This window comes from Priestia sp. FSL W8-0524 (genome assembly GCF_038005965.1).
Lineage (GTDB): Bacteria > Bacillota > Bacilli > Bacillales > Bacillaceae_H > Priestia > Priestia zanthoxyli.
The window spans coordinates 1,048,357-1,072,502 of sequence record NZ_JBBOUG010000001.1 but is presented as its reverse complement, the minus strand read 5'-3'; the positions used below and the strand labels follow the sequence as shown (position 1 = coordinate 1,072,502).

Annotated in this window: 28 protein-coding genes; 12 read left to right on the top strand and 16 right to left on the bottom strand. The window is 38.1% G+C overall.

All coding sequences use genetic code 11. The features are described from left to right. Positions 1-167: 167 nt before the first annotated feature. Both NST66_RS05295 and NST66_RS05290 read right to left on the bottom strand, forming a co-directional pair. A complete protein-coding gene (locus NST66_RS05295; protein ID WP_028414116.1) occupies positions 168-614 on the bottom strand; it encodes a TlpA family protein disulfide reductase in 447 nt (148 codons plus the stop codon). 102 nt (positions 615-716) lie between these two features. Further along, complete coding sequence (locus NST66_RS05290) at positions 717-1,265, bottom strand: peroxiredoxin (protein WP_014461006.1); 549 nt, start codon at positions 1,263-1,265, stop codon at positions 717-719. Positions 1,266-1,621: 356 nt separating this feature from the next. Here NST66_RS05290 and NST66_RS05285 point away from each other — a divergent pair, with 356 nt between their 5' ends. Then, a complete protein-coding gene (locus tag NST66_RS05285) occupies positions 1,622-2,485 on the top strand; it encodes a mechanosensitive ion channel family protein (RefSeq protein WP_014461007.1) in 864 nt (287 codons plus the stop codon). A gap of 34 nt (positions 2,486-2,519) precedes the next feature. Here NST66_RS05285 and NST66_RS05280 read toward each other — a convergent pair whose 3' ends face one another. The 6 genes from NST66_RS05280 to NST66_RS05255 form a co-directional block, all read right to left on the bottom strand. Then, positions 2,520-2,765, bottom strand: a complete 246-nt coding sequence (locus NST66_RS05280; RefSeq protein ID WP_013056040.1) for a YkuS family protein — start codon at positions 2,763-2,765, stop codon at positions 2,520-2,522. Between the two features lie 56 nt (positions 2,766-2,821). Next, positions 2,822-3,949 (bottom strand): N-acetyldiaminopimelate deacetylase, encoded by a 1,128-nt coding sequence (locus NST66_RS05275; protein ID WP_014461009.1) that lies wholly within the window; start codon positions 3,947-3,949, stop codon positions 2,822-2,824. Positions 3,950-4,093: 144 nt separating this feature from the next. Next, a complete protein-coding gene (gene dapD, locus NST66_RS05270) occupies positions 4,094-4,813 on the bottom strand; it encodes a 2,3,4,5-tetrahydropyridine-2,6-dicarboxylate N-acetyltransferase (RefSeq protein WP_098112880.1) in 720 nt (239 codons plus the stop codon). A gap of 129 nt (positions 4,814-4,942) precedes the next feature. Beyond that, positions 4,943-5,821, bottom strand: coding sequence for a LysR family transcriptional regulator (locus tag NST66_RS05265; protein WP_013056037.1), 879 nt, complete (start codon positions 5,819-5,821; stop codon positions 4,943-4,945). A 99-nt stretch (positions 5,822-5,920) separates the two neighbouring features. Beyond that, complete coding sequence (cbpB, locus tag NST66_RS05260) at positions 5,921-6,376, bottom strand: cyclic-di-AMP-binding protein CbpB (protein WP_013056036.1); 456 nt, start codon at positions 6,374-6,376, stop codon at positions 5,921-5,923. Positions 6,377-6,758: 382 nt separating this feature from the next. Further along, complete coding sequence (locus tag NST66_RS05255) at positions 6,759-6,995, bottom strand: YkuJ family protein (protein WP_013056035.1); 237 nt, start codon at positions 6,993-6,995, stop codon at positions 6,759-6,761. 280 nt (positions 6,996-7,275) lie between these two features. Here NST66_RS05255 and NST66_RS05250 point away from each other — a divergent pair, with 280 nt between their 5' ends. Continuing rightward, positions 7,276-7,512, top strand: coding sequence for a glutaredoxin domain-containing protein (locus NST66_RS05250; protein ID WP_013056034.1), 237 nt, complete (start codon positions 7,276-7,278; stop codon positions 7,510-7,512). A 29-nt stretch (positions 7,513-7,541) separates the two neighbouring features. On the opposite strand, the gene NST66_RS05245 is transcribed toward NST66_RS05250, so the two are convergent. From NST66_RS05245 to fadH, 3 genes are all read right to left on the bottom strand, one after another. Then, entirely contained in the window at positions 7,542-8,024 is a 483-nt protein-coding gene (locus tag NST66_RS05245; RefSeq protein ID WP_033578404.1) for a DUF3993 domain-containing protein, read from the bottom strand. Positions 8,025-8,180: 156 nt separating this feature from the next. Further along, complete coding sequence (locus NST66_RS05240; protein WP_013056032.1) at positions 8,181-9,392, bottom strand: EAL domain-containing protein; 1,212 nt, start codon at positions 9,390-9,392, stop codon at positions 8,181-8,183. 105 nt (positions 9,393-9,497) lie between these two features. Next, on the bottom strand, positions 9,498-10,262 hold the full coding sequence (gene fadH, locus NST66_RS05235; RefSeq protein ID WP_340843183.1) for a 2,4-dienoyl-CoA reductase: 765 nt from the start codon (positions 10,260-10,262) through the stop codon (positions 9,498-9,500). 171 nt (positions 10,263-10,433) lie between these two features. Here fadH and NST66_RS05230 point away from each other — a divergent pair, with 171 nt between their 5' ends. Then, positions 10,434-11,300: a metallophosphoesterase gene (locus tag NST66_RS05230; protein ID WP_013082275.1), complete on the top strand. Its 867-nt coding sequence runs from the start codon at positions 10,434-10,436 to the stop codon at positions 11,298-11,300. A gap of 145 nt (positions 11,301-11,445) precedes the next feature. After that, positions 11,446-11,739, top strand: coding sequence for a hypothetical protein (locus NST66_RS05225; RefSeq protein ID WP_013082274.1), 294 nt, complete (start codon positions 11,446-11,448; stop codon positions 11,737-11,739). A gap of 39 nt (positions 11,740-11,778) precedes the next feature. Here NST66_RS05225 and NST66_RS05220 read toward each other — a convergent pair whose 3' ends face one another. Together NST66_RS05220 and NST66_RS05215 are read right to left on the bottom strand one after the other, a co-directional pair. Further along, positions 11,779-13,902: an RNA degradosome polyphosphate kinase gene (locus tag NST66_RS05220; RefSeq protein ID WP_340843182.1), complete on the bottom strand. Its 2,124-nt coding sequence runs from the start codon at positions 13,900-13,902 to the stop codon at positions 11,779-11,781. A gap of 73 nt (positions 13,903-13,975) precedes the next feature. After that, positions 13,976-15,502: a Ppx/GppA family phosphatase gene (locus NST66_RS05215; RefSeq protein WP_154991547.1), complete on the bottom strand. Its 1,527-nt coding sequence runs from the start codon at positions 15,500-15,502 to the stop codon at positions 13,976-13,978. Between the two features lie 109 nt (positions 15,503-15,611). Here NST66_RS05215 and NST66_RS05210 point away from each other — a divergent pair, with 109 nt between their 5' ends. Both NST66_RS05210 and NST66_RS05205 read left to right on the top strand, forming a co-directional pair. Next, on the top strand, positions 15,612-16,124 hold the full coding sequence (locus tag NST66_RS05210; protein ID WP_028414122.1) for a L,D-transpeptidase family protein: 513 nt from the start codon (positions 15,612-15,614) through the stop codon (positions 16,122-16,124). A 254-nt stretch (positions 16,125-16,378) separates the two neighbouring features. Further along, on the top strand, positions 16,379-16,846 hold the full coding sequence (locus NST66_RS05205; RefSeq protein WP_013056025.1) for a YkyB family protein: 468 nt from the start codon (positions 16,379-16,381) through the stop codon (positions 16,844-16,846). A gap of 50 nt (positions 16,847-16,896) precedes the next feature. On the opposite strand, the gene NST66_RS05200 is transcribed toward NST66_RS05205, so the two are convergent. Then, on the bottom strand, positions 16,897-17,802 hold the full coding sequence (locus NST66_RS05200; protein WP_048020021.1) for a chemotaxis protein: 906 nt from the start codon (positions 17,800-17,802) through the stop codon (positions 16,897-16,899). 297 nt (positions 17,803-18,099) lie between these two features. On the opposite strand from NST66_RS05200, the gene NST66_RS05195 reads away from it, so the two are divergent. The 5 genes from NST66_RS05195 (at position 18,100) to NST66_RS05175 (ending at position 21,456) form a co-directional block, all read left to right on the top strand. Then, on the top strand, positions 18,100-18,699 hold the full coding sequence (locus NST66_RS05195) for a TetR/AcrR family transcriptional regulator (RefSeq protein ID WP_013082269.1): 600 nt from the start codon (positions 18,100-18,102) through the stop codon (positions 18,697-18,699). Positions 18,700-18,812: 113 nt separating this feature from the next. Further along, positions 18,813-19,007, top strand: coding sequence for a hypothetical protein (locus tag NST66_RS05190; RefSeq protein ID WP_013056022.1), 195 nt, complete (start codon positions 18,813-18,815; stop codon positions 19,005-19,007). A gap of 203 nt (positions 19,008-19,210) precedes the next feature. Further along, positions 19,211-19,432, top strand: a complete 222-nt coding sequence (locus tag NST66_RS05185) for an IDEAL domain-containing protein (protein ID WP_013056021.1) — start codon at positions 19,211-19,213, stop codon at positions 19,430-19,432. A 96-nt stretch (positions 19,433-19,528) separates the two neighbouring features. Beyond that, entirely contained in the window at positions 19,529-20,692 is a 1,164-nt protein-coding gene (locus NST66_RS05180) for an aminotransferase A (RefSeq protein ID WP_033578399.1), read from the top strand. Positions 20,693-20,844: 152 nt separating this feature from the next. Next, on the top strand, positions 20,845-21,456 hold the full coding sequence (locus tag NST66_RS05175) for a nitroreductase family protein (RefSeq protein ID WP_014461024.1): 612 nt from the start codon (positions 20,845-20,847) through the stop codon (positions 21,454-21,456). Between the two features lie 36 nt (positions 21,457-21,492). Here NST66_RS05175 and NST66_RS05170 read toward each other — a convergent pair whose 3' ends face one another. Next, positions 21,493-22,278, bottom strand: coding sequence for an SDR family oxidoreductase (locus tag NST66_RS05170; protein WP_028414127.1), 786 nt, complete (start codon positions 22,276-22,278; stop codon positions 21,493-21,495). Positions 22,279-22,418: 140 nt separating this feature from the next. Between NST66_RS05170 and NST66_RS05165 the strand changes: the two genes are divergently transcribed. Beyond that, on the top strand, positions 22,419-23,114 hold the full coding sequence (locus NST66_RS05165) for a GNAT family N-acetyltransferase (protein ID WP_033578397.1): 696 nt from the start codon (positions 22,419-22,421) through the stop codon (positions 23,112-23,114). Positions 23,115-23,253: 139 nt separating this feature from the next. Here NST66_RS05165 and NST66_RS05160 read toward each other — a convergent pair whose 3' ends face one another. Continuing rightward, positions 23,254-24,030: a hypothetical protein gene (locus tag NST66_RS05160; protein WP_033578396.1), complete on the bottom strand. Its 777-nt coding sequence runs from the start codon at positions 24,028-24,030 to the stop codon at positions 23,254-23,256. Positions 24,031-24,146 lie beyond the last annotated feature (116 nt).

Here is a 24,146-nt window from a genome sequence, read left to right as displayed (position 1 = left end):
TAAGTTTCGTATCATGTTGTTAGTGTTAGTATGGTGTAAACTCACAAGAAAAAATCCACATTTTTATATTTCCTTTATCAGTTACTTCCTACACACAAAAAAGAAAAACATTCGATGCAAGTTCTACTAAGCATCGAATGCTTTTCACCTGTTACAACTGCCTGTATTTATTCGTTCTCGCCTAATACACGATTCACGCGCTTTTCAAGCATTTTCATACCGCTTCCACCAGCTTGGAAGTGGCGTAGCTGACCTGTTTTGTCAAATACATAATATGCCGGTACATATTGATTTTCAAATGCATCCGTTAATTTATGTTCACTGTCTACAAAAATTGGCTGCGTAATATCGTGTTCTGCTGCTACTTCTTTAATTTTTGTTAAGTCTAAATCATCTTCAGAGCGCGGCATATGAACGGCTACTACGTTTAGTTGTTCTTTATATTGGTCGCGAAATTCATTTACTTGAGGCATTGCTTCTTTACATAGATGACAGCTTACTGACCAAAAATGAATAAGCGTTGGCTTTTCGCCAATTAGCTGCTCTTTTGTAACCTCTCCGTTTAACCATTCTGTAGCGCCCGTTAACTCAGGCATTGGCTGACGTAATTTCATGAATAAAAGCCTCCCTTGTTTTCACTATTATTGACTATATGTTCTTTATTATCCGATGAAAAAAAGGCCTAACGTGGACGTTAGACCTTTTAAACGTTGTGCTTACGCGTTTAAAGTAGCTTGACCTGGTTTCCAGTTAGCTGGGCAAAGTCCGCCAGTTTGTAACGCTTGAAGAACACGTAAAGTTTCATCAACGTCACGGCCAATATTGTTGTGGTTTACAACTGAATATTGTAATTCGCCTTCTGGGCTGATGATGAATAAACCGCGAAGTGCTACACCTTCTTCTTCAATTAAAACGCCGTACTCACGAGAAACAACGTGATTTGTATCAGCTGCTAATGGATATTTAAGATCACCTAAACCATTATCTTTACGATCAGTGTTGATCCAAGCTAAGTGTGTATGGATTGTGTCTGTAGAAACACCGATTACTTCTGCGTCAAGATCTTCAAACTCATCATAACGGTCAGAAAGTGCAGTGATTTCTGTTGGACATACAAATGTAAAGTCCATTGGATAGAAGAATAATACTGTCCATTTGTCATTTTTAATATTTTCTTCTAAGCTAACTTTACCGAATTCTTTGTTTGATAATACAGCTTCCATTTCAAAGCGTGGAGCTTGTTTACCTACCATACGTTCTGGCATACATGATCCCTCCAAATAATTATTAAATGAGAAAATGTATAAAACATTCTCACTTATGTACTGTTATAACGGTTTTCATTATAATGGATATTGTTTTTTTAGTCAATATTAATTAAGAATGAATTTAAACAACATCTTATAATGGTAACATAGTTGTTATGCCCGCCTTTAGGGCAAATTAAACCCTGACTTCAGCAAAAAAATGCTATAAAAGGGTTGCATTTATTTACCTTCTCAGTTTAGCATGTCTAATATCGGGAATAAACAAATGTGCTCATACTCTTACAAAATCTTTTCCACAGAATACATTCCCACTTATTAATATTGAAACAGAACATAGGAAGGATGAACAACGAATGTTTAAGATGCAAGACATCAACTGGGAACAGCTTCTTACCAATGCTGGAGTTATTGTGTTAAAACTTATTGCCATTACCATTGTATTTTTACTTGTACGAGCAATTGGTAAAAAAGTTATTGAGCGTTCCTTTGAAAAAATGAGCGAGCGCGAAAATACTACGCGCGGACGCATGCTCACACTCAAAAGTTTAACCGTTAATGTGTTTTCATATGTACTTATTTTTATTTTTGTCGTCATGCTGCTTGAAGCAGTAAATATCCATGCGACAGCTCTATTAGCCGGTGCCGGAGTTGTGGGTCTAGCAATCGGGTTCGGTGCTCAAGGACTAGTTAGCGACGTTGTAACAGGTTTCTTTTTACTTCTTGAAAAACAGCTGGATGTTGACGACTATGTAACAACCGGAAGTTTTTCAGGAATTGTCGAATCAGTAGGTCTGCGTACTACTCAAATTCGCGGATTTGATGGAACTTTACACTATGTGCCTAACCGTGAAATTACAAGCTTAAGCAATCATTCCCGAGGCAATATGCGCGCGTTGATTGATATTGGCATTTCGTATGATGATGATATTGACAAAGCAATTTCCGTACTAGAAAAAGTATGTGAGCGCGTTGCTGCAACAAATGAAAACATTGTAGAAGGACCAAGCGTGATAGGAGTTCAAGGTCTAGGCGCATCGGACGTTGTGCTTCGTGTAGTTGGCAAAGCTAAAAACGGTGAGCAGTGGGGGGTTGAACGTCAGCTTCGCAAAGAGTTTAAAGAAGCATTTGACGCAAACGGTATTGATATTCCGTTCCCTCATCAAGTAAATATTGATAAAAAGCAGCCTGAGGATGCCAAGCAGCCTCAGCATGCATAAAAATAGCCGAAGGATTTATTCCTTCGGCTTTCTTTTATCCTTGTACCTTGTTGCCTACTTGCTGACAAATTTCTTCTGCCGTTAATCCGCTAGCTGTAATAACTGAGCCTTGCGTTACTGCATCAGAAATCCCCATTACGTTTGAATCCTGTCCTGTTACAACACAGCAATCGCACCCTTGTGCATCACTTTCGTTGCGTAATTGTACCACTTCATGTCCGAGCTGCTGAAGTGCAGCCTGTACATCTGTTAAACCGTATTCTACACCAATTCGTGCCATCGTTGCCCACCTCCTCATGGTATTAATTTAGCCATAAGGAAAAATGATTATACGATTTATTGATTGCCTTTATGTTCAAAATATTTTGTAATAAGTGAAATCGCCGTATCTATTGCGCCTTCATGAGGCTGCAGCTTTGCATGATGAAGCCCATATTCAGACTGAACGCCAAGCCAAAACATAAATCCAGGAATATCTTTTAGCATATAGCCAAAATCTTCTCCTGTCATTGCTTCTTTGCACTCAATGACATCCACGTCGGTTTGCGCTTTGGCAAATTCCATAAACTCTCGCGTGACTTCATGGTGATTATATACTTGATGATACATACATCCATAATCAATGGCTGTTTCACACTGATACCCTACTTCTACTCCTTTAACAATCGCTTCAATTCGTTCTTTAACACGCGTCATTGATTCAGGAGATAGCGTGCGAATGGTTCCTTCTATGCGAGCTCGCTCCGCAATAATATTTTGAACCGTCCCCCCTTGAATTTTTCCTACTGTAATTACAGCGCTGTCTAGCGGATCAACGTTGCGAGCAACAATCGTTTGAAGCTGTGAAACGAGCTGACATGCAGCGACTACCATATCATTTGTTGTATGTGGATAAGCAGCATGCCCGCCTTTTCCTTTTAAATCAATAAATAGCTCAGACGTGTTAGCAAATAGTAACCCTTCCTTCAGCGCAATCGACCCAACCGGATATTCAGGAGCTACGTGAAGGGCAAAGATGAAATCTGGAAGCCATTCTTTCATGATATCGCTTTGGAGCATTGGCTGTGCTCCTCCTGGACCTTCTTCTGCAGGCTGAAAGATGAACAGTACGTTATCTTTGATTTCATGCTGAGCAAAGTAAGTCAGTACGCCTAGCCCAATGGCCATATGCATATCATGTCCGCAGGCATGCATGAGTCCTTCATGCTGTGATTGAAAAGAATAATTCGTTTCTTCCGTGATAGGAAGACCGTCAATATCTGCTCGGTAGCCTATTGTTTTAGTTGGGTTTGTACCATGTACTTTAACAAAGAGTCCCGTTTTCCACGTCTTTACTTCTAAGCGCTCTTGCGGAAGAGTGTTAATATAATCAAGCAAAAAACGCTGTGTTTTCACCTCTTGAAACCCTAATTCAGGAATTTTATGTAGCTCTCTTCTTATTTTCACAAATTCATTTTCAGCCATGTGTATGTCCTCCTCACGAAATAAAGAAGAAAGCGTGGTTGCCCACGCTTCCAACTTGTCCATATGATACGTTTAAGGATTCAGTATCCCAATCGCTAAAACCTATTAATTCAGCAAAGAAAAAGCGCAAACTGATCGTTTTTCTTATTCTTCGTTTAATTGACGCAATTCTTGCTTGATTTCTGTTTTAGACTTTGTTTTTTCGTCAATTTCTTTAATAACGCGTGCTGGCGTACCTGCTACTACTGTATAAGGAGCTACATCTTCGACCACAATTGCACCTGCAGCAACTACGGCACCTTTACCTACTGTTACCCCTTCAAGAACAACAGCATTAGCACCGATTACTACATCATCTTCTACTACAACTGGTTTTGCAGAAGGTGGCTCAATAACACCAGCTAATACAGAACCTGCGCCGATATGACAATTTTTACCTACTGTTGCACGACCACCAAGTACTACGTTCATGTCGATCATTGTTCCTTCACCGATTACAGAACCGATGTTAATCGATGCACCCATCATAATAACAGCGTTGTCGCCGATTTCAACTTGATCGCGAATAATAGCGCCTGGCTCAATACGGGCTTTAATTCCTTTCATATCTAATAAAGGAATCGCAGAGTTGCGGCGATCGTTTTCAATTACGTAGTCTTCAATTTTTCCTTCGTTTGCTTCAATAGCAGCTTTGATGTCTTTCCATTCACCAAATACTACACCTGTGTTGCCCGTTACAAATGTTTTAGAAGATGAACCAAAGTCAATTCCTTCTACTTCACCTTTTACGTAAACTTTTACCGGTGTTGATTTTGTACTGTTTTGAATAAATGAGATAATCTCATTAGCATCCATCATTTTCATTATGTATTCCTCCTAAGTAAGCAATGTCTCATTTAATGTAACAAAATGCTTTCACAATGACAAGCATCATTATCGTTTTAATAAAAAGATAACGATTGCAAATAAAAAAAGCGAGCACCTGAGCTCGCTTTAGACCGTTTCTCTTACGTATTCACGTACAATATCAACAAATGCTCGAACTTGCTTCAGTTTAAACGCTGATTCATATCCAACTAAAGAAGTGTCTCGTGTAATTGGCTCTCCATTTGCTTTTAGAAGCGGCGTCCGATGAATATGGCTTCCAGCTTCTTTGATAGCAATCGATGGTAAAATAGCGAAACCAAGACCATTTAAAGCCATTTGTTTACACGTCTCAATCTGATCCACTACAATCGTACGCTTCGGTGTAGTATGAAACTCTCGATGCCACCATTCTAAAATTTCTTGATAATACGTTGAGTCACTTTTAAATTGAATAAATGGTCGATGAGTATTTACTACTTCCGCTGCCCTTTCAATTTCTGAATCAACTAGGTAAAGAGGATCTGTAAACAAATGTTCTTTGACGCCTTTCCAATCCGGATTTCCGCGTATGATTCCAATATGTACCTCATCTTCGTACAGATAGCGAAGCATTTCACTGCTCCAGCCGGTTACAAGAGAGATTTTAGCATGTGGGTAACGATCCATATAGCGTTTTAACACCGCCGGCAGCCAGTGCTGTCCAATAATCGAAGCCACCGCTAATTTGAGTGTACCATATACTTCATTATCTAAATGATGCAAGTCCTCGCGAACCCGATCTTCTTTTTCTACTACTTCTTTTGCAAATTGAACAATCTTTTCTCCAGCAGGCGTTAATGACAGTCCTTTTTGCGAACGAATGAAGATTTGTGTATCCCATGCTTTTTCAATGGTTTGCAGCCTCTGTGATAAAGCTGGTTGCGATACAAATAATCTCTCTGCAGCTTTTCTCATATTTAATTCTTGAGCTAATACAACGAGCATTCGACATTCTATTAATTGCATTCAGTTATTCCTTTCAAGCCTCTTTTTACTTTCATTTTACCTTTATCATATAAGAAAAAAACGGAGAAAGATAGGCTGAAACACGATTTCTTAAAAAAATTATTGAAATGACTCTTTCGGGAGAATGATGGACTGCCTTCTTAATGACTTTAACAAATTTCTTCGCGTTAAAATCCCTTCAAAAATACCATCTTCATTCTCTACGCACAAAAAAGGATGGTTAATCATGGCATTTATGACTTTTAATACGGATTTTTTCATGGAGACACGAGGAACATTTTGATTCATAACTTCTTCTACTTTCATGGTTTCTAATCGTTCAAATTCAATGCGCTTTAACCCTAAAATCGAATCTAAAATAAGAGTCATGCTCACGAACCCCTGCAGCTGAAACCTTGGATTTAATACGGGAATGGACGTATAGCCAGTCTTTGTTAACACAAGCAAAGCATGTTCTAAATTATTTCCCACTTGAACATGAGCAACTTTATCAGAAGTGACAAGCAAATCTCGAAGTTCAATTTGATTTAACTGATTGTGATCAATATCAATCATTTATACATTCTCCTTCCATTTCTCATAACTTCCACGTGTGTAAAGAGAAAAAGAACAAGCTACAAAATGAAAATAGCTTGCTTACGTAAATGCGAACCTTTAAGAGGGAATAGAAGCAGACACACTCGATGTTCTCCCTTATATGTTAAGTCTAGATTTTTTTAAAACAAGTGTCAACGAAAGTTCATAATTATCTGAATTTTTTATTTTGCTTTTTTTACAGCATTCGACCCTTTCCTTCCATTTATCAGAAAATCCGCTATCACTTTGTCGGTATTTCTCGGGAAAATAGGACAGAAGCCACCGCAAAAACTCCATACGCAGTAACAAAAAAATGCCGCAAAGTATAAAATCCTTTGCGGCATTCGTTTTGCTTTATCCCTTAATGAATAAGTTCAAAAATTTCAATTGCAATCATATCAACGTTATCAAATTGATAAACAGCTGGCTTTTCACCATCTTGATATACTTCAAGTTCGTATGTTTCAGTTTTTGCATGATATTTCACGCTGCAAATTCTTTTTCCCTCTACTTCGAAGAAGCGTTGTGGCGCTTCACTTCCACTTGCTTGCTCACGGAGATTCACAAGACGAGTTAAAATACCTTGTAATTGTGACATATAATCTCTCCTTTCACCTATTACATCATTACGCATTCGACTTTTCTACAATATCAATTCAAATAAGTACTTTATCTAAACTAATACTTAAAAGACACCATTTCACTATATGCCACATACTAAAAAAACACAAGTACTTTACGTGATTTTTCATAAGAAAATGCCTTATTATAGCGATATATGTCGTTTTTTATTATAATAACATAGCGATATACTATGTATCATCCAAAACTTCATTCTACTTTAACACCATTCATTTTGATATAGGGAGGTGCTTTCATTGAGATCTATAGAGCTGTACACACAACCAGCTTGCCCACCTTGCGAAATTGTTAAACAGTTTTTACAGCATCACCACGTTTCCTATAAAGAATTTGACGTATCTAAAGATGCTTCTGCTCGAAAACGAATGACTACTGAGTTAGAGTCTTATTCCACTCCGACTATTCGTGTTGATCAGGAAATTATCAGAGGGTTTGACCTTCAAGCGCTTGAGAAGCTTCTGAACATTGGGTAACAGAAACACTCAAAATAAGCTTTTCTCGGCTATTTTGAGTGTTTCTTACTATATATAAGCTTTTGCACCTTCCATTTCCCCTGTTTTTTTACTAAAGTGATCATTTCATAATGATCTTGGTATTTTACTCGTTCATTATGCACAGCCGGAAAAAATTGATAGACATAAGCTTTGTTTTGGTCGGAATGAAGAGCTACCTTCGTCTGTTCATCGAAAGAAAAGAAAGGGATGTAGTGTGTTAAATATTCAGGTCCCTCTCCGACATATCCTTGAGCTTTTTGTAAGAGAGCCTCATTAAAAAATACGGATGCATACTCATCATCTAAAAATAATTTCAGCTCACGAGCAGCATCTTGATTAGCATGGGCAGACGCAGCTCTTAGCTGAGCCTGATAAGCGTCCTGCAAATTTATAAAGATTTCATGCCTAATCTCTCCTGACACTTCTGCATGAACAGATTTTCCTGAGTACAAGATCATCATCAAAAAGACAAGTAAGCATATTTTCTTCAACTTAACTCAGCTCCTTCGCTTCTTTTTTATTAGAATTCCGAAATTTCCCCTGCCTATGCATATCTCTATAACCGACTGTCGTTCCCCTCTAAAAAAACATAAAAAACCGGCAACCACTTTTGCTGATTGCCGGTTTAACTTCAACTTATATATTCTCTACAAAACGTCTCTTTCATATAAAAAAGAATATGAAATATCAAGGAATATATAGTGCATATTATCAATCGGATACGAAAAAGTCCGGATATTCTCACCTGTTTCAATATCATTATACAAATCTGATAATATGCCTTTTTTTTCATAGCTCATTCGAATAATATTCTCAAGAAAATATGGGCGCCAGCTCCAATTTTTCTTTACATATTCAGGCTCAAGAATCCAATCCTCGTTTTTCTTTACATAGTTAGAAGACTTTTGAAATCCATTTTCATCGCAGATGTAAAGGCGAAAACACACGTTGGATAGTTCTTCTGCAATAACAGGCAGCATATCGTCATACGTTTCTAGCTTTCTGCACTTTGTCATTACCTGCTGCATTTTATCTTGAAAGCGTTCCGTCAGCTGGTAAACAGCAAGCAGCTTTTTCTTTTCATGAGCGATATACATTTCGAAACGTTCCTTTAGTTTATCCTTTAAGATGTTCGGATCGACAAGTTCAGCAGCCGGCTTATGTAAATAATAACCTTGAAAATATCTGCCTCCGTTTCTCCATGCATACTGCAGCTGATAGGAGGCTTCTATATCTTCATATAGAAGCGTAGCACCCATTTTTCTTGCTAAAAGAGATAAAGAATACAATACGTCTTGATACGACTGCGCCATGTCCGTTTGTCTTAGAATATGTAAATCTACTTTTAAGATATCTGGTGACAGCAACCCAATTCTGTCTAGATTACTACTTTCTTTTCCTATATTATCAATTGCAATCTTAATACCATATGTTTGATAATACTTTAGTAAGTGTTGAAGCGATTCCAAATCTCCACTAAAATTGTGTTCTGTAATTTCGAGAACAATTCGATCAAGCGATAATCCTTTATTTTCGAAAAGTTGCAATAATTCTAGCAAGGATTCTCCATGATCGTTCATTAATAAATTAGGGTTCTGATTAATAAAAATTAAAAATTGTTCTTCCTGGGTCAACATATGCTCGAGCGCTTGTGTTAAAACAGCATAATCAACTTCTATGCGATATTCATCCGGAATCGCATCATCATGAAAGAATGGGCCGAGACTTTCAATTTCCCCTTCATTTTGAAACCTCGCCAACACTTCATAGCCAATTACTCTATGTCCATCTGCACTAAAAATTGCTTGATAATACGGAAGAGTTTTCTCTATGTTTGTTAATACATCTAACGGGTCCACTCAACTCTCCCCTCTCCTTGTTCACTTTACGTTAGTATAATACGAATAGCATAATTTTGCTAGTCCTTCTAGGTTTGCTTTGTACTTTTTAGTGCGTATCCAACCTTAAAAAGGATGCTGATTTAGCCACTGTCCCCCGTCCATTGTGATGCATTCCCCATTGATATAAGATGCTTCATCGGAGAATAAGAAACTAGCTAATCCTGCTATTTCCTCAGGAGTTCCAAGGCGTCCTAATGGTACAGAATTCAATGTACGCGCTTTCATTTTTTCTGACTCAAATAACTTATCGGCTCCTCCTGTTCGCTCGATCGGCCCCGGCGCAATCGCATTCACCCGTATACCGTATTTCTTTCCCCACTCTACTGCGAGCGTGCGCGTCATGGTTAAAACTCCTGACTTGGCACAAGCTGAATGAATAACACCTGCTCCTGCGTTCCACGCATATGTAGCCACAATGTTTGTAATGGCTCCTTTTGCACCTTTATCGATCCAATATTTCCCTACTGCGGAACTGCAATAAAATGTACCATTTAATACAATATTAATGACGCTGTTCCATCCGTTAACGGATAAGTCTTCAGCTGCACATATAAAATTCCCTGCAGCATTATTAACTAAAAAATCAATTTGTCCAAATGCCTTGTCTGTTTCTTGAACCATTCGTTCCACATCTTCTGGATTGCGTACATCCATCACCACGGAAAGTACCTGTCCATCAAACGTTTTAATTTCCTTTTCTGTCTCTTGTAATCGATCGGCTGACCTACCTGTGATTACCACATGAGCACCTTGTTCTGCAAATCGCTTCGCCATATGTTTTCCCATTCCACTTGAACCGCCAGTAACAATTACGACCTTGTTCTTCAATTTATCTTCCTCCCCAAAACATAAGTGTTTTACAACTATTATTTTACTATTTTTTCTGAATAAAGTGAAATTTTTATCTATTTAACTTAAAAGCAGACTTCTCGTTGTGATGATAAAAAAAACAATGCTATAATGAAAACTTGAAAACTATAAGGAATAGGTTGATTTTGCATGAAAAAGACGTATACAAGACGATCTTTTTTGAAAGGACTAGCGTCTATTTCGTTAGGGTCTTTGCTCACCACGTCTTTTGGGTATACATATGCCAAATATATTGAGCCTAGACGTCTGCAAATTGTTCGTCATACAATTACTTCTAAAAACATTCCGAAAAGCTTTAACGGAATAAAAATTTTACAATTTAGTGATATTCACCTTGGACTCTCTTATGATTTATTACAACTAGAACAGCTTATGGTAACCATAAATAATTTGAAGCCTACTATTATATTATTTACTGGAGATTTAATGGATGTACCTAATGAATACCCGCATCCAGAAAGAATTCCCCCGATTTTACAGAGGCTTCAGGCTCCTCTTGGAAAATACGCAATATATGGAAACCATGATCATGGAGGGTATGGAACAAATATCTACAAACAAGCCATTGAAGACGCAGGATTTAGACTTCTAGTAAATGAAGTTGACACGGTTTCCATGCCCGATAAAAGCTACATTCATATTTGTGGACTCGATGATATTATGCTTGGGAATCCACAATATGAGGGAACGCTAGGACAATTACAGCCGGATATCTTTTCTATTGCTATGATTCATGAACCTGACGTTGCTGTCAAAGCAGCTCCTTTTCCAGTGGATCTTCAGCTCTCCGGCCACAGTCATGGAGGCCAAATTCAAATTCCTTTTTACGGTCCTTTGATTACACCGCCCTTTGGGACGGTTTACCCTGAAGGAATGTACGAAGTTGGAGATTCTAAAATGAAGCTTTATGTGAATAGAGGCTTAGGAACCACGCGCATTCCTTTTCGTTTTTTAGCTACGCCTGAAATTACGCTTTTCACCTTGCAATCAACATAAAAACGCCCTTACAGGGCGTTTTTATGTTTTTTGTCTTTTTTTAGCTGATCATGACCGCCTAATTCTAGTCTTAAAGAAATAAACCAGGCTCAAAAACTTCCGTTCAGCCATACACTACAAAGACAACTGACAAGGAGGTTAAATTATGTACTATCAATATCCCTATACAGGATATCGTAATATTCCAAATGGTGACGAGCGCTTTTTTGGATTTCCTTTTGTTGCTGGCTTAGCTGGTGGGCTGCTTGGCGGACTAGCTGTTGGCGGTTTCGGAGGCAGACCTGGGTGCTGTCCACCACCTTATCCTTATCCCGTTCCGTTTTACGGCGGTGGATTTCCTGGAGGAGGCTACCCCGGTGCCGGCTATGGAGGCGGTGCCCCTGTTTATAACACATACTATGGACCTGGATACGGTCCTGTTGGTCCCATTCCTAGATAATAACATGACTAAAAAGCCGAGCACTCGGCTTTTTTTGTGTTATTCTTGATCGTCGCAAAGAGCATATTGACAAAAGATCTCTTGGCTATTAATAGAGAGCTCATGTTCTTTTTTTATGACGTAATGATAATTCCCTTCTTGATCTTGTTCTCGTGCTTTTACATTATCAGCAAGCATAACTTCAAGCCACTTCCACACTTTTTTTTTCAAATGTGTATCCAAGATAGGAAATAAAATTTCTACTCGTTTCACCATATTTCTTGTCATCATATCTGCAGATGAAAAGAAAAACTTTTCCTGTTTATTATGATGAAAATAATAAATTCGGCTATGTTCTAAAAATCGTCCCACAATGCTTCTTACTCTTATATTCTCGCTAACGCCTTGAATTTGAGGGCGCAAGCAGCACGCTCCTCTAACAATGAGTTCGATTGTCACACCCGCTATAGAAGCTTCATATAGCTTCATAATTAAAATTTTATCCGTCAATGAGTTCATTTTCCCAATGATTCTTCCATTGCCATACCGTCTGTGATACTGTATTTCCTGATCAATGAGATGCAAAAAATCGTTTCTTATATCAAATGGTGCAACGGATAAATGATGATATACTGGTTTTTGCGTATAGCCACTTAAGTAATTAAAACAATTGGCCGCATCTATCCCGATGTTTTGGTTGACAGTAAAAAGACTTATATCCGTATAGATCTTTGCCGTCGCATCGTTGTAATTCCCAGTACCAAGATGAACAAATCGCTTAATATGCTCTCCTTCTCTTCTCACCACGAGCGTAATTTTACCATGCGTTTTTAAATGCGTCATTCCATATATCACGTGGCATCCTGCCCGCTCTAACTCTTTAGCCCATTGCACATTATTCTCTTCATCAAACCTTGCTTTTAGTTCAACTAGTACCGTCACTTGTTTACCTTTTGCAGCCGCTCGTTTTAATGCTTTAATAACGGGAGAATCTCCGCTTACCCTATATAACGTTTGCTTAATAGCAAGCACATTTTCATCGTCTGCTGCACAGTTAACAAAGTCAAGCACCGGCTTAAACGATTCATAAGGATGGTGAAGCAAAATGTCTCTTTGAATCATTTGATCGAAAACATTTTGATCCGGGTGTAACTGTGTTGTAACCTTAGGAATAAAGGCTTTTTCAGCGAGCTCTTCATGCGTAGATTTAAGTAATCTATAAAACGAAAATAAACTGGTTAAATCCAACTGTTCTTTGATCTCATACACATCTTCATCGTCAATTTCAAGGACTGACTTTAAATACGCTAGTACACCCTGATCGTATGGACTCTTAATCTCAAGCCGAACAGCCGCTCCCCATTTTCGCTTCCGCAACTCTTCTTCAATCTCTTTTAATAAATCTTGAGCGTCTTCTTCGTGAATAGTCATATCTGCGTTGCGGGTAATTCGAAATTGGGAAACGGAAGAAACGCAGTATCCCTTAAACAACTTTTTAATAAAATAGGCAATCACATCCTCTAGCAATACAAATAGACGGGTAGAATCTGACGTAGCTATTTCAATATAGCGCGTTAGCATCGAAGGTACTTGAACGATGGCTAGTCTTCTTTTTATCTCGGCAATTTGCTGCTCATCATTTAACTTTTCTGAAAGGACAACTGCTAAGTTCAAGCTTTTATTCATCAACATAGGAAACGGCCGGTATGTATCAATAGCCATAGGAGTTAATACGGGAAAGATTTGCTCGTCAAAATACTGTTCAAGCTTATCTAGATTTGATTTCTCCAGCTTTTCAACCGAAATGATTTCCACACCGTATTTCTGTAATTCGGGAAGAAGTGTGTGAATATACGTATCATACCGCTGCTTGACAAGCTCGTGGTTTTGTTTGGAGATAGAGAATAGCTGCTGTGTAGGAGTTAAGCCTGCTTTGTTTTCGGGTTTGTTAAATCCAGCCTTCACCTGATCTTTTAACCCCGCTACCCGAATCATAAAAAACTCATCCAGATTCGAACTGAAAATCCCTAGAAATTTAAATCGCTCAAGCAAAGGGTTTTTCGTATCTACAGCTTCTTCCAGCACCCGCTTGTTAAAGGCCAGCCAGCTCAATTCACGATTATTGTAATAAGCTGAATCAGCCACTTGTATGGTTTGCTTATAAGTGCGATTACTTTCTAACATTAGCCTCACCTTCCAGGATAATGAATTTAATCTAGTTAGCTATACTGAATATTCTAACCGATCCAGCGTTATTCTAAAGCTTAGTAAATTCAAGAACAATATTTTTTTTTACTACTTTTTCTAGATGCTTTTTCTGTTTTTCAGCCTGATATTGTTCAGGAAGAAAGGTTTTTGTACATAATAGTTTAATCGTCACTGTGTTTTCATCGCTTTTCACATCAATATGTTGAACAACATTTCGCTTTGTTGCATGTAAGCCATCGGCTATTTTTAAAAGTGCACCGAGCAGCTGAACTTTTTTTTGTTCGTCTTTTGTTAACCACTTTTTAAAAGGAGCAACATATTGCCTAAAAGAAGACTTCCCTTTATATGAAGAAACAAGTGCCAGCTTTAAACGTTCTCTATGTGAAATTCCATCTATTGTACGATTAGCAAGCACATAAAACGTATGCTGGCTGCTTGATTCTGCATCAATATACTTTCCTATATCATACACTTGCGCAGCTTTTATAAGAAGCGCTAAGTCATCCTCTTTTAACTCAACCGGTCCCTGCTCCCTAAGATGCTGAAACATCATACTAGCTGTGCGCGTAAGCTGTTTGACGTAATCTTTACTTACTTCAAACTCTTCCATTATTTCTTGAAAACTTTGCTGTATGACATCGGGGTACATTGGCTGGATATTAGCATCAGATGCTTCTTTAAATAACACCCCTTCTCTCAAGCCTTTGCGGCTTAGGATGAAGCGAGTCGCGTTCACTGTTTCATATACTGATTGAAATACTTCAATCGCTGGCAAAATTGTATCCGCACGATCGTTTGACAAACGGTCTAGCTTTTGAAGATTGTGATAAGACAATGAGCCTATAGCAGATTTCACATGCAATATATCAGCTAAATTCATTTCATATTGATGCAACCCCGCCAGAGGATAGTGGATAAAACCTTGATGCAGTTGCACCATACTTCTTGCACTTCCTCCAATTGCTACAATCGGAACTTGGCGATTTAAAAGCCACGGGACAGTATGGAAATACCGGATCACGAAATCGCGGATTTTTACTTTTTCTTCTGCAGTGGGAATATTGCCTTTGACGAACTGCAGACGTAGAGATAAGGCACCGAACGGAAAGCTGTGGTACTGCACTAACTCTCGATTGCGAAAATACGTAACTTCCGTACTTCCCCCGCCAATGTCAATTGTAATGGCTTCTTCGATCGAAGTGGAATGAATAACGGCAACAAAGCCGTAATACGCTTCTTCATATTCAGACAATAGTTGAATAGAAAAGCCCGTTTCTTTTTTTACAAGCGCTAGAACTTCTTTTGCATTAGCCGCTTGACGGATGGTAGCTGTGGCCACACAGGTAACGTGCGGCAGTTGCTGATGCTTGATAATAACTCCAAACGTTTTAAGCGTATCAAGCAAGGTATATATTCCTTTAGCCGTTAACACTCCTTCTTTATCTAAATAATTTCGAAGCCGTGCAGCTACTTTCACGTTTTCAATTTGCTTAAATCCTCTGCCTTTTTTGTATTCATAAATAACAAGGCGTATTGTATTTGAACCTATATCAATCAGTCCATGCTTATAAGTCAATGTAATTTCAACACCTTTTTCAAAATAACTTTATACTCACAAAAGTCACTTTTACTTTTTTCAATCGTATACTGTTACAGCATAGTCATATATCAAAGGAGCGAAGTTAATGAGATATATAGTAAAGCGCGGTGAAACCTGGCAAAGCGTTTCAGGTGACTACCGGATTCCGGTTGAAGACCTGTGGATGGCTAATCCTTTTGTAAGCCATCATGCGCTGAAGCCTGGGCAAGTAATCATCATTCCAAACCTCCCCGATAAAGAGCTCATTCCTTACACGATCCACGTGTTTATTGCTGAAAAACAGCTTGAATTACGAAGAAATAATATCATACAAAAAGTCTATCCCATTGCAGCAGGAAAAATGCTGAGCGCAACGCCTACTGGAGACTTTGTTATCGTTAACCGGGAACCAAACCCCGGGGGGCCTTTTGGTACAATGTGGCTAAGCTTGTCTAAAAAGTCATATGGCATTCACGGAACAAATGATCCAAGTTCTATTGGAAAAGCCGTATCCAAAGGATGCATTCGTATGTATAATGCCCAAGTAAATGAGCTAGCTCAAATTGTGCCAAATGGTACTGGTGTTTATATTCGACCCTCTCGACGAATGGCTCAATAGTTCGGGATTTACTAATCAATGATTGTTTAACTGTGCGAGCAGCATTTTTTAAAAATAGAAAGTATGGCGTGCTGTTCCACTTTACTTGTATAAGGAAGCGTAACAAAACAAACCCTATACATAGGAAATTTCATTAATTACCAAAATACTTCTTCGTGTAATTATTTTCAAATGGGACAAGACACGCTATAATGAACGTATCAGCTTTCACCTTATAGGTTGAACAGCTGATATGATAGAAAGGGAGTGAACGTATGTCTCAAGCAAATGGACAAGGCTCTTTGACCCCGTCTGTATCTGAGATTGCACAAGCTATTTTCACTGTAAATCGTCACGCAAAAGCTGCTCCTGATCCTAAGCAGTTATATACGTTAAAGAAAATTGCATTAGATCAACTAATTTTAGAAGGAAAAGCAAAAAAAGAAGGACTTCACTTTTCGCCAAACCCTGGTAAAAGTCAGCAAAAATCAGATGTACTTGTATCAGTTGGAGACTACTTTTTCCATATGCCTCCAAAGAAAGAAGACTTCAAAGAGTTATCACACCTCGGCCATTTAAACCATCAGTATCGAAATCCCAAAACGACTATGTCATTATCTTATGCGAAGCGCTTATTATCTAAATATACGGGTCATCTCGTACAGCCGGCTAAAAGCCCTGTTTCGACTCCAAGAAAACGGCAAGCACCTGTGTTTAAACCGCTGGGTAAAAGTTATTTTTAAAAAAAGTGCCTGAAGTGGAGCAATCTGCTTTCAGGCACTTTTTTGTCTTCCTACAAAATATAGAGATCAATCAACTCAACAAGCTCTCCGATTTCCGGCTTACTTACTTGTCCTTCCGCTCCTACCATTTTTCCCTTGTGACGTAAATCTTCTGTGATAAGAGAAGAGAAAATAATAACTGGAAGGATAGAAAGCTGAGGATTTTCTTTCACTTTTTTAGTTAAATGATGACCATCCATTTGCGGCATTTCTATATCTGTAATAAGCAGCTGGACTTGATCACTGATTTCCACTCCTTCATCGATCACTGAGCTTAGATAGTTCCATGCTTCCTCACCGTTCTCGAAAAATTCCGTGTTCTCATAACCTGCTTGTGCAAGAGTATCTTCAATCATTCGGCGCAGCAGCGGCGAGTCTTCAGCCACGACAATCTTTTTATTAGAACGTTCTCTAGCCCCTAGCTTTTTTATTTTCGACTGATTAATACCCGCATCAGGGTTCACATCAGAAATCAACTTTTCGAAGTCTAACAGCAGAAGCATTTGCCCGTTTAATTTTACCACTCCAGTAATCTGCGTTTCCAAACCTTGATACAAATCTGAAGGCTTCTCAATTTCTTTCCAAGAAATACGGTGAATTTGCGTTACTGCGTGTGTGTGAAAGACTATTTTTTGCTGATTGAACTCTGTGACGATTAACTTATCTTTTTCCGGCGTATTTGAAGGTTCCATTTTTAACGCTTTTGCTATGTCAACGACAGGAAGAACTTCTCCTCTTAGCTCTATAATACCTTCTATGTAAGAATGCGCATTTGGAACAGGTGTAATAGATACAGGATTAATAATCTCTCTAACTTTTACTACATTGATGCCAAATAAAACATTTCCTATCTCAAATTCGACAATTTCCAGTTCGTTTGTACCACTTTCTAACAGTATTCCTTTATCTTGATTCATATCACTTACTCCTCTCATCTCACCCGCTTATCTAATAGTCCATATTTCCTATTATAGTGACCACCTCTTATATCCGTAAAGAAAAATTTTCTTATTTTATTATCCTTTTTCCCTAAAACATATACATAAAATATTGTTTTACGAATTAACAGAATATTATATACTATATAAAAACATGAGCGTTGATCCCTTTCGCCTTATCCTCTGCTCAGTTTTTTACTTGCTCTACTTTACTTCTCTATACTAGCTTATGAACTTGAGTCAAACGACCACTCCTATTCAAATGAGGTGTAATTTATGAACAGAGGATTACAAAAAGAAGAAACAAAAAAACGCATTCAAAAAGCAGCTATCTCTTTATTCCAACAGCAGGGATATCAAAAAACGACTGTGTCTCAAATTACGCATGAAGCGGGTGTAGCAAAGGGAACATTTTTTAATTACTTCAAAACAAAAGAAGAAGTTCTTCACTACCTTGGAATTAATTTCACAAACCGTATCTCCTATAAATTAGAACAGCTCCTTCAAACTGAAGAATCAACTGCTGCCATTGTTAAACAACTGTTTTTATTACTAGCACAATCAAACGAAGAAGCGAACCCTCACCTAATCCGTTCTTGGTTTCATATTGCTATTACCAACAGTTCCTTTCAACAATCTGAAATTCTTCAAATTGAAAAAATGCGCGCTCATTTTACAAAAGTTTTTCAAACAGGACAAGACCGAGGTGAACTTATAGTCGATATCCCTGCCGAAGAAATGGCTTCTATTGCTATACTTAATTTTTTTGGCACCCTTCTCTACTGGTGTACTAACCAACCCGACTCTGCTACCCTTCAAGAAAGAATAGACAAGTCGGTTACTCTTCTATTTAGAGGGTTTCTTATTCATTCCTAAAAGCCTGTTCACAAATTTTTAACAAGAAATCGAAGATAGCTGTGGACTCTACAGCCAAAACGGTTTATACTACACAAAGTGAATGAATAATCTTAAAAGAAGGTGTTCGTAATATGAAAGGCTCCGTCATTCTTTTTAATGACGATAATGAAATGACCATTATTGAAAACGTAGAAGAAGCTGTATATCAAGATATTAAAGAACAAGAAGGCTCTGATCACTGCGTTGTCACATTGGACGATCATGAAGTTGATTTTGGCTACGTTTCCCCCGTTTATTGGCGTGAAGGCCAAATACACACTGACTAATATACAAGACCTGCATATATATGCAGGTCTTTTTATGCACTTATTTTTTTGAATCTAGAATTGAACGTGAAGCAAGGAACCTCTGATTTCCTAACACATACCTTAGCACATTCGCAGTTAAAAACAGGGTTAACAACTATATAGAAAGGGTACATTTCAAGTAATAGAAGCTGCGTTTTATTTTAAAAAAGGAGGTTTATGTTATGAGTTCTTATCGAAAAAATATGAATCACTATCCTCACTCATCTCAGTACACACCTTACCAACACTATTACGCAAAAGAAGCTGATCGTATTTTAACGACTATGAGTACAAACTTTAATAAACAGCATTTGAAATCTCTTATCGACGATGCGTTAGATAACAGAGATGAAGAACAATTTTATGAACTAACAACTGCTTATAATAAGCTATATAACACCTAACTTAAAACCACTATTTGCAAAATGCGCAAATAGTGGTTTTTTACCTATTTTCATTGTGATAAAATGAGTTGAAAATACGCGGAAGGATTTGAAACCATGGAGCACTTAATCAATAAACGTGTCAAAGAAATTGAACTATCAGGAATACGTACATTTTATAATATGGTCTCACAATACCAAGATGTTTTATCCCTCACAATTGGACAACCTGACTTCTTAACACCACAGCATGTAAAAGAAGCGGCAAAATCTGCAATTGATGGTAACCAAACTTCTTATACCCACAATGCTGGAACAATCGAACTGCGCGAGGCAGCAGCTCAATTTGTCAAAGAAAAATATGACTTGCACTATAACCCAGCGGATGAAGTAATTGTGACCATTGGAGCTAGTCAAGCAATTGATATTGCTCTTCGCACCATTTTAGAAGAAGATTCCGAAGTTATCTTGCCTGGACCTGTTTATCCAGGATACGAACCGCTTATCCGGTTAAACGGGGCTAAACCTGTACATATTGATACAACCGAAACAGGATTTCGACTAACTGCGGATTTAATCGAACAACATTTGACCTCTAAAACAAGATGCGTCATCTTACCTTATCCGTCTAATCCTACAGGCGTGACGTTGTCACAGCAAGAATTAGAAGAAATTTCCGCTCTTTTAAGCGATAAAAATATTTTTGTACTATCTGATGAAATATACAGCGAGCTCGTTTTTGATAAAAAACATCAGTCCATTGCCTCCATTTCATCTATGAGAGAGAAAACAATTGTTATTAACGGAGTATCAAAGTCTCACTCCATGACGGGCTGGCGAATTGGTCTTTTATTTGCTCCTTCTTATTTAGCCAAACATATTTTAAAAGTTCATCAATACAACGTGAGCTGTGCTTCTTCTGTCTCTCAAGCAGCTGCACTCGAGGCACTGACAGCAGGTAAAAACGATGCGGTGGATATGAAAAAAGAATACGAACAAAGACTGAATTATGTGTATGACCGACTAGTAAACATGGGATTTGACGTAGAAAAGCCGACTGGTGCTTTTTATATCTTCCCTTCTATCCAGAACTTCCACAGTAATTCATTTGATTTTGCCCTGGAGTTAGTCAAAGAAGCGGGTGTTGCACTAGTACCCGGCAGCGCTTTTTCTTCCCACGGTGAAGGATATGTACGCCTGTCGTATGCGTATTCCATGAACACGCTGCGTGAAGCCTGTGATCGAATTGAAGCTTATCTTACATCTCGTCAATCACGTTAAACCGATGGTAAGAAGTGTATGCATTTTTTTGTGAGTGATAGCACATAAGAGCGGGTATACTAGAAGCATATAAATTGACTTCAATAGTGTATCATTATAAAATGTGCATCGATTCACTAAAGAAATACATACTTTTAACGGAGGTTTTTATTATGACAAAAGATTTTTTTGATGTGGTAAATGAACGTACATCGATTCGAGAATATGACTCTTCAGCTAAATTAAGCAAAGAAGAATTAACGGAACTTTTAGAAGCAACAGTGAAGTCACCATCAGCTTGGAACTTACAGCACTGGCATTTCGTTGTTATTACAGACCAAGATGCGAAAGAACGTCTACTTCCAATTGCTTACAACCAAAAACAAATTACAGAAGCAGGCGCTGTAGTAGCTGTGTTAGGTGATTTAGAAGCCAATAAAAATGTAGATGACGTTTACAACCCACTAGTCGAAGCAGGTCACATGACAGAAGACGTAAAAAACATTTTGTCAGGACAAATTAACGGCGCTTATAAAAACGGTGCTTTCGCCCGCGATGCCGCGTTTACAAATGCTTCGCTTGCATCTATGACATTCATGCTTGCAGCAAAAGCAAAAGGATATGACACATGTTCAATGGGCGGATTTAACGCACAAAAATTTGTAGAAGAGTTTAAAATTGAGGATCGATACATTCCAGTTATGCTTATTTCAGTTGGAAAAGCAGCTAAAGAAGCACATGCTAGCGATCGTTTACCATTAGATCAAGTTACAACTTGGATTTAACAAAAAACCCTGCAGCTGCAGGGTTTTTCTATGTAACTAAATGGATTTCACCATGCCTCCGTCGATTAGAAACGACTGGCCTGTCATATATGAATTCGCTCCCGAAACAAAGAAAGCAACGGCTTTAGCAAACTCTTCAGGCTGACCGTAGCGCTTAAGAGGAATTTGGTTTCTCATCTCTTCTTCAACTTCTAAAACGTCTACTCCCATTTTTTCAGCACGAATGGTATCTAGCTCTTTCACTCGGTCTGTTGCAATTCTTCCTGGCGCAACCGTGTTAATTAAGATACCGTCCTCTGCTAGTTCTGAAGCAAGTGTTTTCGTAAGTCCCACGATTCCTGTACGGAAGGTATTTGACAGAATAAGTCCAGCAATTGGCTCTTTAATGGAAGAAGAAGCAATATTGACAATACGTCCTCCGCTCTTTTTCATAAAGGGCACTACCTCACGAATAATACGAATATAGCTGAGGAGATTTAACTCAAATGCCTGCTTCCAATCATCATCTGTTAACGAAAGGAAGTTCCCAGCTTTAGGACCTCCTGTATTATTAATTAAAATATCAATAGTTCCAAACGTATCTACTGTATATTGAATAACATCTTGAATGTCCTCTGTTTTTGTAACGTCTGCCGTTTTATGTAACACTTGTCCGCTTCCAAGGTATGAAATCTCTTCTGCTACTTGGGCTAGTTTCTCTTCTGAACGACTTGCAATCATAACGTTTGCGCCTTCTTCTGCGAGTCTAGCAGCAATCGCTTTGCCAAGCCCTTGGCTGGCTGCAAATACAAGCGCTGTTTTTCCTTTTAATTCAACATCCATTTCTTTCACCTCGTCTAATAGTTCGAATCTTTTTAACTTTATCACGTTCTCGTCAAATTCTTCAATAAATATGAAATAATTTCTTTTTTCCATATGGTATAATTATCTGAAAATTATTTCTTAAAGGAGGCAAAAAAGCAGTGTATAAAAAGCAATGCTTTGTCTTTCATCAAAATAAGCCTGTAATATGTACGGTACGATCATATACATCCAATGATTTTGATGAGTTGATTCGGATTCAAGAAGAAAGTTTTCCCCCTCCTTTCCCTTCTGAATTATTATGGAGTAAAGATCAGTTAAATAACCATGTTTCCCTTTTTCCGGATGGAGCGCTATGTGTGGAGATAGACGGGACAATATGCGGATCTATCACAAGCGCGATTGTTTCAGTGGAAGGAAATGCGGCTCACACATGGGATGAAGTAACAGGAAGCGGATATATTCATACGCACGACCCTTCTGGTAATACGCTTTATGTAGTGGACGTGTGCGTCACTCCTTCGCATCGATCAATGGGGCTTGGGAAGCTGCTGTTGCAGTCTTTATATGAAGTGGTGATTCATTACAAGTTAGAAAGGCTGCTCGGCGGGTGCCGCATCCCTGGATACGCACCAGTGTCTTCCTTGTACACGCCCGTTGAATATATGAACCTTGTATCAGCCGGAACTCTCTACGACCCCGTTATGACCTTTTTGATGCGCTGTGGCAGAACGCCTATTGGCCTCGCAGCAAATTATATTGAAGATGAAGATTCACACAACTACGCCGTACTAATGGAATGGAAAAATCCATTTTATACGTCTATTCAAAAAGAGGCTGGGACAAAAGCATTTTAGCCCAAGTGAAAAACGAACCATTAATCAACATGTTTGATTAGTGGTTCGTTTTTTTGTGATGGTGAATATAGTTTTATCTGTCTCGTTCCTTCTAGCAGTTGATTGGATTCATTACGTTATGTCTCAACTTCTTTTTAGATTATTGAACTTCTTCAATGCTCCACTCCAGTTCTTTATGAGTCAGAACAAGATGCGCCTGCAATTTACTCATCTCTTTGTGCTCAAACCGATCATTATACATTTCATTCATATCGTCAAAATCACCGATTGTATACAAAGGAATTTTAATATCTTTACGGGATTGAACCATATGTTCAAAATCAATAAACAAACCGTCATTCGTTAAAGTAAGAAGCGTATTTGCTAACACGAGCGGCAAAATCGGATATTCTAACTTCTTCCTTCTAAATACAAATCTTTTTTGCTTAATTGCTGACATTTTTAACGGAATGATTCGACTTAAAATGTGCTTCATATCATACACGTCTCGAAAATAGATTTTGTTATAAAATCCATCATCGTGAGCTAAATAAACAAATTGATTACCGAGTTTATTATTAAATGGCGAATTGAGCGGTTTTTTTAAATGACCTAAATACAGCAGCGCTGCAATATCTTGAGGTTCTAACAAATCCAACGAAGATATATCCTCAAAATCAATCCAACAAAAATCGCCATAATTATAAACATCATCCTCTGCTAAAAGATGAATTTGTTCTTCTTCTACATAGTCCATATGGGTTTGGTAATGGTAATCACTGTCTTCAAAACCGTGCTTTAACAATAATATATTTGCAAGCGGCGTAGGAAGGGAATGATAAAACTCTTTAAATTCAATTCCATATGTAATAAAGCATTTTTTATTTACATGGCCATTAATATAAACGATATCTCTTATTTCATCTGCTTTACTCAACCGTTCTAACCACCTTATTGATTGATTCTGTGATCGATATGTAACCGTTCTACTGATTTATATATTATACTTCTAAAATAAACAATGTGTAAATATATATTGTTGGCAATTTCTTT